This window comes from Rathayibacter sp. SW19 (assembly GCF_030866825.1).
Lineage (GTDB): Bacteria > Actinomycetota > Actinomycetes > Actinomycetales > Microbacteriaceae > Rathayibacter_A > Rathayibacter_A soli.
Map to the genome: position 1 here is coordinate 2488451 of NZ_CP133020.1, position 13708 is coordinate 2502158.

Genomic DNA, 13708 nt, shown 5'->3' on the forward strand with positions numbered 1-13708 from the left:
CATGGCATTGTCCACCGAAGAAGTTCTTGCCGGCCTGGCCGAACTCATCAACGACGAGACCGGCATTGCAACCGACACGGTTGAGCTGGGCAAGTCGTTCACCGACGACCTCGACATCGACTCCATCTCGATGATGACCATCGTGGTCAACGCCGAGGACAAGTTCGACGTGAAGATCCCCGACGAAGAGGTTAAGAACCTCAAGACTGTCGGAGACGCCGTGGAATTCATCGTCAAGGCGCAGGTCTAGCAAGGCGCTTCCGTGCGGCCGGCGCCGCACCTCAGGCGCTTTGTGCACTGGCACAGTGTGCTTGATCAAATCGCGCCGGCCCCACGTGTTTCCCGACCGCGGAATTTCCGCGGCAGGTATTTGCATGATCCTCGGAGAATTCGTTATGACCAAAAAGATCGTCGTCACCGGTGTCGGTGCAACGTCGCCGCTCGGCGGTACAGCGCCGGAGAGTTGGAGTGCGCTGTTGGCCGGTGAGTCCGGCATGTCTACTCTGACGCAGGAATGGGTCGCCAAGAACGACCTTCCGGTCACGTTTGCGGCGCAGGCAAAGGTGGCCGCAGCAGATGTTCTGCAACGGCACGAACTCAAGCGACTCGATCCATCGAGTCAGTTCGCGCTGATCGCGGGCCGGGAGGCGTGGTTGGATGCCGGTGCCCCTGAACTCGAACCGGAGCGGCTCGCGATCGACTGGGCGACGGGAATCGGCGGGGTCTGGACCTTGTTGGACGCCTGGGACACGCTGCGCGAGCGCGGGCCACGTCGTGTTCTGCCGATGACCGTGCCGATGTTGATGCCGAACGGGCCCGGCGCCGCAATCGGAATGGATCTGCACGCTCGAGCAGGCATCCGCACGGTTGTTTCGGCGTGTGCGTCGAGCACCGAGTCGATTGCGAATGCGTACGATCACCTGCAACAGGGTCTTGCCGACGTGATCATTGCGGGTGGGTCGGAGGCGGCGATTCATCCATTGCCGATCGCGTCGTTCGCAGCCATGCAGGCGCTGTCCAAGCGCAACGACTCGCCGACCACCGCGTCGCGCCCATACGACGTATCGCGTGACGGTTTCGTGCTCGGTGAGGGCGCTGCCGCACTCGTGCTCGAAACCGAAGAGCACGCAAAGGCGCGCGGCGCGAAGATCTACGCCGAGCTGGTCGGTGGCTCCGTCACCAGCGATGCGTATCACATCACCGCACCCGATCCGGAGGGCTCGGCGGCCGCGCGTGCGATGCTCGCCGCGATCGAGCACTCCGGCGCATCCCTTGCCGAAGTCAACCATATCAACGCGCACGCAACGAGTACGCCGGTCGGAGACATCGCCGAATACAACGCGCTGCGCCGCGTTTTCGGCGACTTCCTCGACGGCATCCCGGTGTCTGCGACGAAGGCGTCAACGGGTCACCTGCTCGGCGGTGCGGGCGCAATCGAAGCGTACTTCACCGTGATGGCGTTGCACGAGCGCACAGCCCCGCCGACGATCAACCTGACCCACCAAGACCCCGAGATCCCATTGGATGTCGTGACCGCGCCACGCGCGCTGGGCTCCGGTGACCTCCTGGCGATTAGCAACTCGTTCGGGTTCGGCGGACACAACGCCGTCATAGCGTTCCGCAGCGTGTAGCTGCTCGGTACCCGGGCAACGGGTGCAATACCGAAGGCCGGGAGCTTCGCCTTCGCGAATGCCGGGGAAGCCCGCCAACTCTCGCGCGTGACGCCGCTCCCGCCTTCGGCCGTCTGCTACCCCACCTGGTGCAACCAGACCACAGGGGCGAAGTCGCTCGCGTGCCGAAACGGTTCGAGTTCGTCGTCCCAGGCCTGGCCGAGGGCCAAGCGCAGTTCACGGTGCAATTCGAGTGCATTGGTGCCCGCGATCTCCATGGCATAGCGCACACGGTCTTCTGAGACGACCATGTTTCCTGCCGTGTCGGTCTGAGCGTAGAAGATGCCGAGATCCGGTGTGTGCAGCCAGCGCCCTCCGTCGGTGCCGAGCCCTGCGTCTTCTGTGACTTCGAACCGCACGTCTTCCCAGCCGCGAAGCGCTGACGCGATCGCAGCACCGGTGCCTTGCGCACCCTCCCAATAGAACTCGGTGCGCTGGGTGTTGCGGAGCACGGGCTGCTCAGACCAGGTAAAGTTCACCGCACGCTCGAGGGCGCGACCAGCAGCCCACTCGACGTGTGGGCAAATCGCGCGGGGCGAGGAGTGCACGTAAAGCACGCCTCGAGCCGTTGGTGCCGCCATAATGATCCTCCGTTCGGTGTGGTACGACTTCCCCATCGCCCGACTGAACGGATGCTCACGAAATTGCTGAAACGACACTCCTGTGAACTTGTGCGCGGCGCTGCCGCCGATACCTGAATTATGCCCCAGATAACGGTTGAATCACAAGCGTGTGATTCCGGGCGTGTTGTGCGCTCGACAACAATACATTTTGAGTATATGAATACTAGATACCTAGTTTTTGGGTATCCATATTCCGTTCATCCGTTTCGTGCTGCGTCAGGAGTCAGATGTCCATCCGCCAGGGTCTGCTCGCCATACTGAACCAAGGGCCGTGTTACGGCTACCAGTTGCGCAGCGAATTCGACAGGCGCACCGGCTCGACCTGGCCGCTCAACGTCGGCCAGATCTACAACACACTCGATCGCCTCGAGCGCGACGGCCTCGTCGAAAAGGGCGACACGGATGCTGCTGGTCACGTCTACTACGCCATCACGGCGGTGGGTTCCGCGGAAGTAGACGCGTGGTTGTCCACTCCCCTCGTGCGCGCCGGCGCCACCAGAGACGAACTGGCCATCAAGCTGGCAATCGCCGTGACACTGCCTGGTGTGGAGGTCGCCGGAGTGATCGCTTCGCAGCGCGAATCCAGCCTCAAGACACTTCACGAGCTGACTGCCGACCGCGACGCTGCAGGGGCGGCGTCATCGACCGAGGGTCTGGCAGGCCTCCTCGTCACCGAGTCTCTGATCTTCGCCACAGAGGCCGAGGTGCGCTGGCTCGACCACGTGGAAGTGAAACTAGCACAAGCATCCGCCGCCGGAGTGGGTGCCCCAATGTTGCTCAGCACCGAAACCCCGAGGCGCGGACGACCCGTGAAGCAGCGCAAGCGCGCGCCGGAAAACGGCTGAGTCTACTCGTGCAGCAGTGTGCCAGCCTTGTTCAGCACGTTCTTCTCTCCTGCCTCGATCGGCACCGCAAAACGGTTCTGCTTGGGCGGCATCGGGCAGTTGAACGCGTAGCTGAAGGCGCAGGGCGGCAGCACAGCCCGGTTGAAGTCGAGGGTGATCGTGCCGTCTGCATTCGGCGCGACGAACAGGAATCGGCCGACAGAGTATGTGGTGTCGCCGCTGGTCGCATCGGCGAACACCAGTTGCAGAGCACGGCCGGCCTTGAAGGCGGCCAGGTCGTAGTCGACGCCGTCTTGGGTGAAAGTGATAGAGCCCGGAATCACCAGCTCGCGGGTCTTGCCGTCGTCTTTCAGGTGCTCGAAGCCGACGGTCACGCCATCGGGATTCGGGGTGAATGCACCCTGAATGACCCACTCCGGGTTGTAATCGAACGCATCGATTTGCCCGAAGTCTTGGATGCCTTCTGAGTTGGCATCCCACACGCGAAGCGCATAACTTCCGTCTACGCCTGCGATGACGAAACCGGCGACCGTGTCGCTGAACACGATCTCACTCGGGTTCGCATCATCCTTGCCGCGTACAACGACGTCCCCGTCGACCAGAACGCCGTCCACACGGATGCCGTCGGATTCTGCCGCCGTCAGCCGCAATCCCGACTCGCCGGTCGGCAGAGGCGCCCAGAGTCCGGGCACACCCCAGATCGGCTGATTGACGCCGGGCTCGCCTGTGATCCACTGTGTGTTCACCAGGGCGAGGCTGCCCAGCGGCTGCGTGACGGCCATCGCCCGACGTTCTCGATACACTGCGAGCAAACTGATGGGGTCAGGAGATGTCGTGGAAGTGGCGGCGGTTTCGGTCATGGGTTCCATCCTCGATCAGGTCACCTGTGACAACGGCATCCGACACGGGTTTATTGCGTCTGCGCAGACTATCTGCGAACGAATTTCTTGGCGCACCGATTTTCTTCGCGCCCTGACTTTCAGCGCGCCCTGACTTTCTGCGCACACTGACTTTCTTTGCACACTGGCTTTCTTGGCACACTGGCTTTCTGCGCACACTGGCGTCCGCAAACTCTGAAAGACAGTTGCAGACTTTCTCGATTCGTCCTACACTCTGAAAGGTGCTTTCAGACCTTGCGGAAGCGCAACCGACCCACCAGACGAAATCGGAGTGCTCCGCATGCACGAGAATCGCCCGCTACTCGCTGATCCGGCGGTGCTCGACGCGCTGTCGCATCCTGTGCGTCTGGACGTGCTCGGCTACCTGATGTCCGAAGGACCGGCGACGGCATCCGTCTGTGCTCGCGCGGTCGGCGACACGCCGTCCAATTGCAGCTACCACCTGCGGGTGCTCGCCAAGCACGGCCTGGTCGAACAGGTCGCATCCGACGATGGCCGCGAACGGCCCTGGAAGACCACGATCACAGGATTCACGACGGATCTCGCGTCCACAGATCCAGCTGATGCCGCCGCAACAGCAGCGATGATCGGCGCGTCGCTGCAGCTCGACTATCAATTGGCGCGTGAGCATCTGCGCAACCGAGAATCGCTAGCGCAGCCGTGGCGCGACACCGATGCGCACCTCAACTATGGGTTGCGCGTGACGCCGGATGAGTTGCACCGCATCGTCGAGGCAATCGACGCCGTTGTTCGGCCATACATCGCGGCGACCCGCGACGATGCCCCATCGGATGCTGAACCCGCTCACCTTTCCGTGCTCGCGTTCCCGCGCCCCACGTTCGAGTAAGCCATGTCCAGCGCGTTCTCTGTTCCGGGATTTCGCCGGCTCTGGGCGGCCGGTCTGATCTCGGATGCCGGTGACTGGCTTCTGTTCATCGCTCTCCCCCTCGTTGTCTATCGGCTCACCGGTTCGGCGCTCGGCACGTCGCTTGCGTTCCTGCTCGAGTTGATCCCGGCCGTCGTGCTGGCTCCGATCGCCGCACGCTTGGTCAATCGACTGGACCGGCGGTGGCTCATGGTGGCGATCAACGTGCTTCAGGCAATCGCGCTCGTACCGTTGCTGTTCGTACACACCAAGGCCGATCTCCCGTTGGTCTATATCGTGATCGTGGCGCAGGCAGCACTCGGCACAGCTTTCGAGCCGGCAAAGAACGCTCTCCTGCCAAATCTCGTCGGGCCAGAACAACTTGTCTCGGCCAACGCCTTGGTCGGGCTCAATCAGAATCTCGGCCGTCTCATCGGCGGGCCTCTCGGCGGAGTGCTCCTCGCGGTCGGCGACCTTGAGCTCGTCGTCGCCGTCGATGCGGTGAGCTACCTGCTGTCGGCGCTCCTGATCGCGGCCGTGCCGTCGATGCCGCGCCAAAAGCTGCCGATAGGCTCGGATGCACCCGGCGCTCGTCAACGCGGAACTGGCCTGATGGCCGTTTTGCGCAAAGCCGACCTCCGCGGCACGTTTGCCGTGATGTTTCTCACGAGTATTGCGCAGGGCATGTTCCTGGTCTTGTTCGTCCTGTTCGTGGTGGACACACTGTCCGGCAGCGATGGCGATGTCGGCCTACTACGCGGTGTCCAAGCGATCGGTGCGATCGCGGCGGGGCTCGCGCTCGGAATCTTCGGCAAGAAGTCGAGCGCCCGCGTTCTGGCTGCGGCAGGCAGCATCCTGTTCGGTGTCATCTCCCTGCTGACCTGGAACCTGCCGTTGCTGACCTCCGGCATCCCACCCTATGTCGTGCTGTTCATCATCGTCGGCGCCCCCGGTGTGATCATGATGACTGGGATCGTCACAAGTCTGCAGTCCGCCAGTGCCGATTCAGAACGTGGAAGCGTCTTCACGATGCTTGGACTGGTCAGCGCGCTTGGACAGGCGATCGGGATGCTCGCGGCCGGTCTTCTCGACGCGCCGTGGGGCATTCTTCCGCTCCTGGAGCTCCAAGGCGCGATCTATTTCGCTGGCGGCGTGCTTGCCTGGATGTTGATGCCACGGCACGTACGAGCACCTGTTGGCGCCCGCTAACCGCCGTCACGATCACTTGGCCTGCGCGTAGTTGTCCACGATGGCGACTGTGAGTGCGAATTCAACAGGGAATGAACCGAACAGCAGCCGACCAGCCTCGGCAGCCGCTGCCCGAACTTCAGCGGCTACAGCTTCGGCCAACGCCTCGGGCGCGTGCACGATGACCTCGTCATGGAGAAAGAACACCAGGTGTGGACGCCGCGCAAACGGCTCCGGCGCTCCCCCTGTTGCACTTGCCGCTGCCGGGAGCGCGCACAGGCGTCGTCGAAGTTCGGCCATCCAGCACAACGCCCACTCCGCCGCGCTACCCTGCACGACGAAATTCCGGGTGAACCGACCCCAGTCGCGCGCGCGACTGCGTGCGTTGCGCTCGTCGGTGGGCGACGCATCCGGGTCGTAGGCGCGTGCCTGGATCTCGAGCCAGCGCGGGCCCGGTTTTGGCGAGCTCCGGCCGAGCCACGTCGTGACGATGCCTCCCCGCTCCCCGGTGCGGGCGGCATCCTCGACAAGCGCAATGGCGCGCGGGTAGGCCCGCGCCAGTCGCGGTCCGAGGCGAGCGCTGTCGCCTGTGGTGGCTCCGTACATAGCGCCCAGCATCGCGACTTTGGCGTGCGCGCGGGTGTCGACTGCGCCGCTGGCCACGATGCCGTCGTACAGGTCGTGTCCACGTCCCGCCCCGGCCATTGCAGTGTCGGCCGAAAGTGCGGCGAGGATGCGCGGCTCAAGTTGTGCGGCATCCGCAACCACGAGTTTCCAGCCCGGGTCCGCGACGACGGCCCCGCGAATCTGTTTGGGTAATTGCAATGCGCCGCCGCCGCGCGTCGCCCAGCGGCCGGTGACAACCGCTCCGGGCACATAGTCCGGGTGAAAGCGTCCGTCGACGATCCAGGAGTCCATCCAGGTCCATCCGTTCGCGGTCAGCAGGCGGGCGAGTTTCTTGTATTCCAGCAACGGGGCGATGACCGGATGCGTGAGCTCGCGCAACTCCCATGCGCGTGTTGACGAAACCACCAGGCCGGCCGCACGTAGGGCGCGTAGCAGTTCAGCTTGCGAGTCCGGATTGAGGTTCGGCGCGCCAAGGGCGGTGCGGATCGTCGCGGTGAGCGCCTCCATCTTGGCCGGGCGCGCGCCGTACGGCACCCGTGGACCCAACAACTGGGTGAGCAGCTCGTCGTGCACACTGGTCTGCCATGGCAGCCCGGCGAACCGCATTTCGGCGGCGATGAGGGCACCGGCGGACTCTGCTGCAAGCAGCAGGCGGATGCGCCCGGGCACGCTCGCACCCTCGACTGCAGCGAGCTGCAGCTTCAGCTGGGAGACTGGGTTGTGGGTGGGCTGTTTCGGCGAGGTGTGTTGTGGTTGTGGCTCGCGTGCCTGGCGGTCATGTTCGAAATTCTCAGCAACGCGATCCTCGCGGCGGACATCAAGATCCGTGTCTGGGTCCGTGTCTTGGTCCGTGTCTGGGTCCGTGTCAAAGTTCGCGTCAAGGTCGAACAGTGTCGCGTCTGCACTGCGTTCGGCGCCGGAATCGACCGCTGGCTCCATCGCATCCCATTGTCCGTCGTCGGTGCGGGTCAACTCGGAGGACACAGTCAAGGTCGACGAGCGCAGGATCGCGTGACACAGCGTGAGATCCACGCATCGGTCGATGCGTAAGCCCGCGGTGAGCAACTCTGGGTACCAGCGTGCAGTGCTGTCCCAAACCCATCGCGGCTTTGTGTCTTCGCGCGCGGCGACGAATGCGGGGAGTTCCGCGGTGTGCAGGATGTGTTCGTGCGTGACGTTGCCGTCGTCGTCCAGTTCGGCCGCGACGATGTCGCCGGCCGAGGTGCGTGCGAGAGCAATGTACACGCCTCCATTCTGGTGTGCACTGGTGACAGCGCCGCTTCCCTTTCGCCTTCGGTATCCGCACAATGGAGGCATGTCACCTGCCAAGGCAAGTTCTGCTGGCTCCGCGGAGGAAAGTCAGGAATACCTGCACTACCACCGCGACGGCACCTTGTGGGCGCGCGGTCAGAAGGTCGGCGACATTGCCGAAGGCTACTGGGAATGGTTCCGCAAGGATGGCAGCCTGATGCGCTCCGGCACATTCACGGCCGGGCAGCAGACCGGAGAATGGACGACCTACGATCGCGACGGTGCCGTAGTCAAGGTCACTGCGATGAAGCCGAAGCCCAAGAAGGCTTCGTAAGACCCACGTGGATACCCGCCCGCCGTCAGTACGGTGGAAACGCTGGCTAACTCGGGCTCACTACGTTGAGGCAAACGGTCGCGCTCGCTGATCGGTGCCGCCGAGGCGCGCTTCGGTGCTGTTTAGAAGGGTGGTGGGTCGGTGTTGTGGGTGTGGCCGAGGGGGCTTTCCCATTGGATGGTGCCGTCTTTGTGGCGGATGATTTTCCACCGGGTTTTGTGTTTGAGTCGGTGGTCGCCGCGACACACGGGTGCGAGGTTGTCCAGGCTGGTGATGCCGTTCAACACCCAGTCGAGGCTGTGGTCAATGTCACAGTCGACGGCTAACCGGTTGCAACCGGGGAAGACACAATACGTGTGGGTGGCCAGGATCCACCGTTTCAGGTCGGCGGGAACCGTATAGCTGGTGCGGTCCACATCCAGGATCGCACTGCTGACCGGGTGGGTGAGGATGCGGTAGAACGAGGGCGCCTTCCCTGCCAGGCGTCTGGCGGTGTCGGAGTCGATCGGCCCGTACCCGTTCAACTGGGCCGGCTGCTCATACCGAGCAACGTGATCCGAGCGTTCTGCTCGATCCGACTGGTCGGGCGGGTCTGTGTGGTCGGGTTGATCTGTCGGGGTGGGCTGCTGTGCCTGGCTGGTCTGCTGGGTTCGGTCAGCCTGCTGCGATTGATCCGTCGGCTGCGTTTGGCCAGCCCGACCCGTTTGGCCGCCAGTGGGTGTGTCCGGGTTCAGGAGGGTCAGGACGGGCACGGTGATCATGACGGTGGCTGTGACTTCGTGGGGTGTGCCCTCGCCGGTGAGCAGGTCGGCCATCACGTCGGCGCGGATCTGGCCGATGGTGCGGGTCTCCCCGGGCAGGCCGGCCAAATGTTTCGCGTTCGCGTTGATTCTCGCGTAGGCGCGATAAGCGGCATCGGCCGGTTGCAACGCCCCGAACCACGCCATCCCGTCCGCCGCGGTCTCCACCCACACCCGGCGGTCCTCCCGGGCCCGGGCGTGGCGCACCGCCAACGGTTCGGCGGCGAGTTTCTCGGCGAGGCTGCGCGCCAGCAGGCGCATCCGGCCCGGGTTGACGGTGCGGGCCGGACCGGCGAGTTTCGCATCGTATTCCGCCCACACCGCCGCCGCCTCGGCCGCCTCGCCGACCGCGCCGTCAGACACGTCGTTGGGTGTGTGGTTGGGTAGGCCGGTGGTGTTGTCCAGGATGGCGCGCACGTTCGGGTAGCAGATCTCCCCCTCGAGGAAGTCGGCCCACACCGCCGGCAACCGTGTGGTCAGCGTTTCCGCGTCGGCCAGACGGTTACGGACCGTGTTCTGCGACACGCCCAGAGACACGGCCAGTTCGGCGATCGCGGCGCGTTCGGCGAACTCCACCCGATCCCGTTCACCGCGAGCGCTCTGCCGCTCGGGCGCAGGGCCGACGAACACTTCCGGGAACACGCGCGCCTCGCGGATCGTGGCGAGAATCGCCGCCAACTGGCCGGCCGTGGCCCGAGCGATCTGACGTCCCGCGAACAGGGCACGGGCAACCTGCCCATCATTGCGCACCCCCGCATCAACTTCCGCCGGCGGCAGCATCAGGACCGGATCGTCAACCAGCTCGGCGCTGAGCAGGACCGAACCGAACTCAGCAGAATCCAGCACGCTGGAACACGTCACGTCGGACTCGGGTGCGGTGGAGTCAAGCACGGTGGACTGCGGCAGATCGGCACTGGACGGCGCGGCATTCAGCAGCCGCGCATCCAGCCGTTGCGTTGCCTCCAGCAGATCTTCCATACCTGAAGTCAACCAGCAGCCACCGACACTCCGACCCCGAAAACAGGCGAAAACACGCCGAATCCGGGCCATTCAAAGACCGTTACCAAGCCGTTACAATCGGAACAGAGTGTGGTTCTTCGGCCACGTTCAAGGAACGAACGAGCCGTGCGATTCCGCTCAAACCGCCTGCCGGCGGCAGGCGCATGACCGAATCGCGTCTCAGCAATCGAACGCGCGATACGTCACGAGGGTGACATCATCTGGCGTTCTCGAACACCGCCCAACACTGTTTCACAAGCAACAGGAGTACAAGTCACGCCGCAGCCGCGACGCCACACGTAGGCTGGCATCCATGATGATCGAACGACTCGAACCGAACGAGATCTTCGTCTTCGGCTCGAATGCGAACGGCTTTCACGGTGGTGGCGCGGCGCGTTTCGCGGCCGATCATTTCGGCGCGGTCTGGGGTCAAGGGCACGGCCTACAGGGACAGTCCTACGCGATCGACACGATGAGCGGACTCGATGTGCTCGCCGCAGAGGTGCGCACGTTTCTAGAATTTGCCGAGCAGCATCCGGAATTGCGGTTCCTCGTTACGGAGATCGGATGCGGTATTGCCGGCTACGCACCGTCGCACGTCGGGCCGCTATTCACAGTCAAGCTCGCCAACGTGGTATTGCCCGAACGCTTCCAAGCATGAGCTGCGCGCCACGGCTTGCGCCCAGAATTGGAGCCGAGTGGGGCGGACGGGACTTGAACCCGTGACCGGCGGATTATGAGTCCGATGCTCTAACCAGCTGAGCTACCGCCCCGATCGCGACCACATGACCAGGAGAATGCATTCCCTGGCGCTGTGCCGTGGGCATCCGATCGCTAACTAACGATCGAGCGCCGTTTCACCACGATACAGGGTCAAGAGCGCCGTTCTGGAACCGGCCCGGCCACCGGGCGAAGAACTACGCCGGCAGCGGCCGTTCATCGACAACGCGCTTCATTACCAGCGTCGAATTCAGGCGTTGCACACCGGGCAGCGTCGAGAGCATCTCATCCTCCAAACGCTGATACGCGGCCAGATCGGCGGTGACGATTCGCAAAATATAGTCCGGATCGCCGAACAGCCGCTGCGCGAGCAACACGTTGGGAATCTCGGCAACTGCGGCCTCGAACGCCAGCAGCGTATCGCGATCTTCCTGCCTCATCGTGACGAAGACGAGCGCCTCAAAACCCAGTCCGAGCGCCTCTGGTGACACAATCGCTCGATAGCCGCGAATCGCACCGGATTCCTCCAGATCGCGAAGTCGACGATGACATGGCGACACACTCAAGCCGACCCGACGGGCTAGCTCGGTGAGTGAAATTCTTCCGTCTACCTGGAGTTGCGCAAGAATCTCGCGGTCAATGGCATCCACGGTGATCATCTTTCCACAGATGATCGCAAACGCGGGAATATTAGCAAACACCTCGCGCGCGAAAACCCATAGTGTCAGCTGCAGGGGAAGAATTCCCAACCGACCCCAAGAAAGGCGACGATGTCACCCGCACTCATCCTGGCCTTCTGGGGCATGGCCTTTGCCATGATCGTGTTGCCAGGACCCGACTGGGCGTTCGTTCTCACCTCAGGAACTCGGGACCGCACAGTCCTTCCGGCCGTCGCCGGGCTTGCCGTCGGCTACCTACTGCTGACGATCGTCGTGGCGGCCGGCGTGGGCATCCTTGTCGCGCAGAATCCCCTTCTGCTGACAATTCTGACCTTTGCCGGCGCCGGATACCTGATCTACCTGGGGGTCAGCGCGCTCGCGGCCGGCCGAAGGCGGAGAACTGCAGTCCCGGCTGCCGCGGATGTAACCACACCGGCAGCCACCGTCGCAGCAACCACACTGGCATCACCGTGGTGGAACCGTATGGCCAGAGGAATCGGCGTCAGTGGCCTCAATCCCAAGGGCGTGCTCGTATTCGTGGCAATTCTGCCTCAGTTCACCTCGCCGCATGCACCGTGGCCGATTGCCGCGCAGCTGATGCTCCTCGGGCTGGTTTTCGTCGGCACAGGCATTGTGTTCTACCTCATACTTGGTTGGGGAACACACACTCTTCTGCAGGCGCGACCAGCGATCTCGCGCACCGTCGCCGCTGTCTCAAGCATCGCCATGATCGTGATCGGCATTGCGCTCCTGGTCGAGCGCGGTGCGACGCTTCTGAACGGATAACACTCCGCCTGCGTCAGTCCTCCGCCCGCGTCAGTCCTCGGACCTCGTCAGAGTCGCAGCATTCCGGGTCGAGCCCGACGCATCGTCCGACGCGGGCTCTCCGCGGTAGAGCCTTTCAAACGTCGTCAGGGTCCGCTGGATATCATGCGCCTTGATCAGTTCAAGCGACCCGTTCTTGAGAGCATTCAACTCATCGGGTGATGCCGTCAAAACCTGCGTCAATCGGTCAGCGAGCTCTTGGGCATTGCCCGGCTGGAACAAATACCCGTTCACACCGTCGCGCACCAGGTGCGGCAATGCCATGGCATCGGCTGCGACCACTGGCAGAGCGGATGCCATTGCCTCCATCGTGACGATCGACTGCAGTTCCGCAATCGAGGGCATCGCGAGCACCGTGGCCCGCGTGTACGCCTGCCTGAGCTGTTCATCGGTCACATATCCGGTGAACGTGACACGATCGGTCAAACCGAGAGTCTCTGTCAGGTTCTCCAGATTCTTCTTCTGGTCGCCGCCACCGACGATCTCCAACGTGGCGTCCAGCTCGGCCGGCAGCAGCGTCATCGCCTTCAGCAGCACGTCGATCTGCTTCTCCCCGGTCACCCGCCCGACGAACAGTATGCGGTTCTCGATGCGCGGCTCGAAACTCGGGGTGTAATTGTGCGCGTCGATGCCGCAGGAGATCGCAAGCACACCACGTAGCCCGGTGTGTTTCTCCAGGAACTGCGCCGCTTTCTCCGTCGGGGTCGTGACGGCTTCAGCACGACCGAACGTGCGACGTGCCGCCCGCCAGGCGAGCCCGATGGCCCACTCCTGCATCGGCTTCGGGATCCCCGTGAACTCCAGCATGTTCTCGGGCATGAAATGGTTGGTTCCAATGATCCGGATGCCGCGCTTCTCCGCCTCCTGAGACAGCCCCCGGCCGACGACAATGTGCGATTGGAAATGAACGACGTCCGGCTTGACCTCATCGAGAATCCGCGCACTGTTTTGCTTGATCCTCCAGGGAATCGCAAAGCGTAGCCAGTCATGCGGGTACCAGCGCCAACTGTAGAGGCGATGGGCAATCATCTTCTGGCCGGCGTGCTCTTCGACCCAGGTTCCGTGCTTGCGCGATGCGGACGGCGCAACGATGTGCACCTCGTGCCCGCGCTCGACGAGACCGGCCGCAAGCCGTTCGGCGAACCGTGCGGCACCGTTCACATCCGGCGGAAAAGTGTCGGCGCCGATCAATACCTTCAGCGGCTTCCGTACTGCTGGACCTGTGTCAGATAACGCAGCAGAAGGCGAGTCGTGCGGATCGGACAAGTGGTGGATTCCCTAACGTGTGTGGCCGGGTATCGTCATCCGGCGTGCGTGCCGCTCGCACCTGAATGCGGCGAGCTTCCGTAAGCACTTTAGCCTACGCATGCCAACCGTGAAGGGTCGGATCGTCACGACGCGAG

The 13708-nt window shown here is 63.4% G+C and carries 15 protein-coding genes and 1 tRNA gene; 9 read left to right on the forward strand and 7 right to left on the reverse strand.

What is annotated here, in order from left to right; genetic code table 11:
• Window position 1 precedes the first annotated feature (1 nt).
• Together QU604_RS11500 and QU604_RS11505 are read left to right on the forward strand one after the other, a co-directional pair.
• Window positions 2–250, forward strand: coding sequence for an acyl carrier protein (locus QU604_RS11500; protein WP_308464774.1), 249 nt, complete (start codon window positions 2–4; stop codon window positions 248–250).
• A 145-nt stretch (window positions 251–395) separates the two neighbouring features.
• The gene (locus QU604_RS11505) at window positions 396–1631 is read left to right on the forward strand and encodes a beta-ketoacyl-[acyl-carrier-protein] synthase family protein (RefSeq protein WP_308464775.1); all 1236 of its coding nucleotides are present in this window, start codon (window positions 396–398) and stop codon (window positions 1629–1631) included.
• 116 nt (window positions 1632–1747) lie between these two features.
• Here QU604_RS11505 and QU604_RS11510 read toward each other — a convergent pair whose 3' ends face one another.
• Window positions 1748–2251 carry a DUF3145 domain-containing protein gene (locus tag QU604_RS11510; protein WP_308464776.1) on the reverse strand — a complete coding sequence of 168 codons (504 nt, stop codon included), beginning with the start codon at window positions 2249–2251 and terminating at the stop codon, window positions 1748–1750.
• 269 nt (window positions 2252–2520) lie between these two features.
• Here QU604_RS11510 and QU604_RS11515 point away from each other — a divergent pair, with 269 nt between their 5' ends.
• Window positions 2521–3138: a PadR family transcriptional regulator gene (locus tag QU604_RS11515; RefSeq protein ID WP_308464777.1), complete on the forward strand. Its 618-nt coding sequence runs from the start codon at window positions 2521–2523 to the stop codon at window positions 3136–3138.
• 2 nt (window positions 3139–3140) lie between these two features.
• On the opposite strand, the gene QU604_RS11520 is transcribed toward QU604_RS11515, so the two are convergent.
• Window positions 3141–3998, reverse strand: coding sequence for a DUF1684 domain-containing protein (locus tag QU604_RS11520; RefSeq protein ID WP_308464778.1), 858 nt, complete (start codon window positions 3996–3998; stop codon window positions 3141–3143).
• Between QU604_RS11520 and QU604_RS11525 the strand changes: the two genes are divergently transcribed.
• The 3 genes from QU604_RS11525 to QU604_RS11535 all read left to right on the forward strand — a co-directional run bounded on the left by QU604_RS11525 (window position 3973) and on the right by QU604_RS11535 (window position 6111).
• A complete protein-coding gene (locus QU604_RS11525; RefSeq protein WP_308469023.1) occupies window positions 3973–4131 on the forward strand; it encodes a hypothetical protein in 159 nt (52 codons plus the stop codon). The genes QU604_RS11520 and QU604_RS11525 overlap by 26 nt on opposite strands.
• Window positions 4132–4317: 186 nt before the next feature.
• On the forward strand, window positions 4318–4884 hold the full coding sequence (locus tag QU604_RS11530) for a winged helix-turn-helix domain-containing protein (protein ID WP_308464779.1): 567 nt from the start codon (window positions 4318–4320) through the stop codon (window positions 4882–4884).
• A gap of 3 nt (window positions 4885–4887) precedes the next feature.
• Window positions 4888–6111 carry an MFS transporter gene (locus QU604_RS11535; protein WP_308464780.1) on the forward strand — a complete coding sequence of 408 codons (1224 nt, stop codon included), beginning with the start codon at window positions 4888–4890 and terminating at the stop codon, window positions 6109–6111.
• A gap of 12 nt (window positions 6112–6123) precedes the next feature.
• Here the strand turns inward: QU604_RS11535 and QU604_RS11540 are convergent, their stop codons facing one another.
• Entirely contained in the window at window positions 6124–7962 is a 1839-nt protein-coding gene (locus QU604_RS11540) for a bifunctional 3'-5' exonuclease/DNA polymerase (RefSeq protein WP_308464781.1), read from the reverse strand.
• 70 nt (window positions 7963–8032) lie between these two features.
• Between QU604_RS11540 and QU604_RS11545 the strand changes: the two genes are divergently transcribed.
• Entirely contained in the window at window positions 8033–8302 is a 270-nt protein-coding gene (locus tag QU604_RS11545; RefSeq protein WP_308464782.1) for a toxin-antitoxin system YwqK family antitoxin, read from the forward strand.
• 122 nt (window positions 8303–8424) lie between these two features.
• Here the strand turns inward: QU604_RS11545 and QU604_RS11550 are convergent, their stop codons facing one another.
• Window positions 8425–10080, reverse strand: coding sequence for an HNH endonuclease signature motif containing protein (locus QU604_RS11550; protein WP_308464783.1), 1656 nt, complete (start codon window positions 10078–10080; stop codon window positions 8425–8427).
• A 334-nt stretch (window positions 10081–10414) separates the two neighbouring features.
• On the opposite strand from QU604_RS11550, the gene QU604_RS11555 reads away from it, so the two are divergent.
• Complete coding sequence (locus QU604_RS11555; RefSeq protein ID WP_308464784.1) at window positions 10415–10762, forward strand: A1S_2505 family phage non-structural protein; 348 nt, start codon at window positions 10415–10417, stop codon at window positions 10760–10762.
• 38 nt (window positions 10763–10800) lie between these two features.
• Here the strand turns inward: QU604_RS11555 and QU604_RS11560 are convergent.
• Together QU604_RS11560 and QU604_RS11565 are read right to left on the reverse strand one after the other, a co-directional pair.
• Window positions 10801–10874 (reverse strand) — tRNA-Ile (locus QU604_RS11560).
• A gap of 144 nt (window positions 10875–11018) precedes the next feature.
• The gene (locus QU604_RS11565) at window positions 11019–11471 is read right to left on the reverse strand and encodes an Lrp/AsnC family transcriptional regulator (RefSeq protein ID WP_308468908.1); all 453 of its coding nucleotides are present in this window, start codon (window positions 11469–11471) and stop codon (window positions 11019–11021) included.
• Between the two features lie 120 nt (window positions 11472–11591).
• Between QU604_RS11565 and QU604_RS11570 the strand changes: the two genes are divergently transcribed.
• On the forward strand, window positions 11592–12266 hold the full coding sequence (locus tag QU604_RS11570) for a LysE family translocator (RefSeq protein WP_308464785.1): 675 nt from the start codon (window positions 11592–11594) through the stop codon (window positions 12264–12266).
• Window positions 12267–12296: 30 nt separating this feature from the next.
• Here the strand turns inward: QU604_RS11570 and QU604_RS11575 are convergent, their stop codons facing one another.
• Window positions 12297–13493 (reverse strand): glycosyltransferase, encoded by a 1197-nt coding sequence (locus QU604_RS11575; protein ID WP_308468909.1) that lies wholly within the window; start codon window positions 13491–13493, stop codon window positions 12297–12299.
• Window positions 13494–13708: the final 215 nt, after the last annotated feature.

Excerpts from the sequence above, each read along its gene's own strand:
- QU604_RS11510 (WP_308464776.1), bottom strand. The coding sequence starts at position 2,251 with ATGGCGGCACCAACGGCTCGAGGCGTGCTTTACGTGCACTCCTCGCCC.
- QU604_RS11570 (WP_308464785.1), top strand. The coding sequence starts at position 11,592 with ATGTCACCCGCACTCATCCTGGCCTTCTGGGGCATGGCCTTTGCCATG.
- QU604_RS11555 (WP_308464784.1), top strand. The coding sequence starts at position 10,415 with ATGATGATCGAACGACTCGAACCGAACGAGATCTTCGTCTTCGGCTCG.
- QU604_RS11505 (WP_308464775.1), top strand. The coding sequence starts at position 396 with ATGACCAAAAAGATCGTCGTCACCGGTGTCGGTGCAACGTCGCCGCTC.
- QU604_RS11535 (WP_308464780.1), top strand. The coding sequence starts at position 4,888 with ATGTCCAGCGCGTTCTCTGTTCCGGGATTTCGCCGGCTCTGGGCGGCC.
- QU604_RS11500 (WP_308464774.1), top strand. The coding sequence starts at position 2 with ATGGCATTGTCCACCGAAGAAGTTCTTGCCGGCCTGGCCGAACTCATC.
- QU604_RS11530 (WP_308464779.1), top strand. The coding sequence starts at position 4,318 with ATGCACGAGAATCGCCCGCTACTCGCTGATCCGGCGGTGCTCGACGCG.
- QU604_RS11515 (WP_308464777.1), top strand. The coding sequence starts at position 2,521 with ATGTCCATCCGCCAGGGTCTGCTCGCCATACTGAACCAAGGGCCGTGT.
- QU604_RS11550 (WP_308464783.1), bottom strand. The coding sequence starts at position 10,080 with ATGGAAGATCTGCTGGAGGCAACGCAACGGCTGGATGCGCGGCTGCTG.
- QU604_RS11520 (WP_308464778.1), bottom strand. The coding sequence starts at position 3,998 with ATGACCGAAACCGCCGCCACTTCCACGACATCTCCTGACCCCATCAGT.
- QU604_RS11545 (WP_308464782.1), top strand. The coding sequence starts at position 8,033 with ATGTCACCTGCCAAGGCAAGTTCTGCTGGCTCCGCGGAGGAAAGTCAG.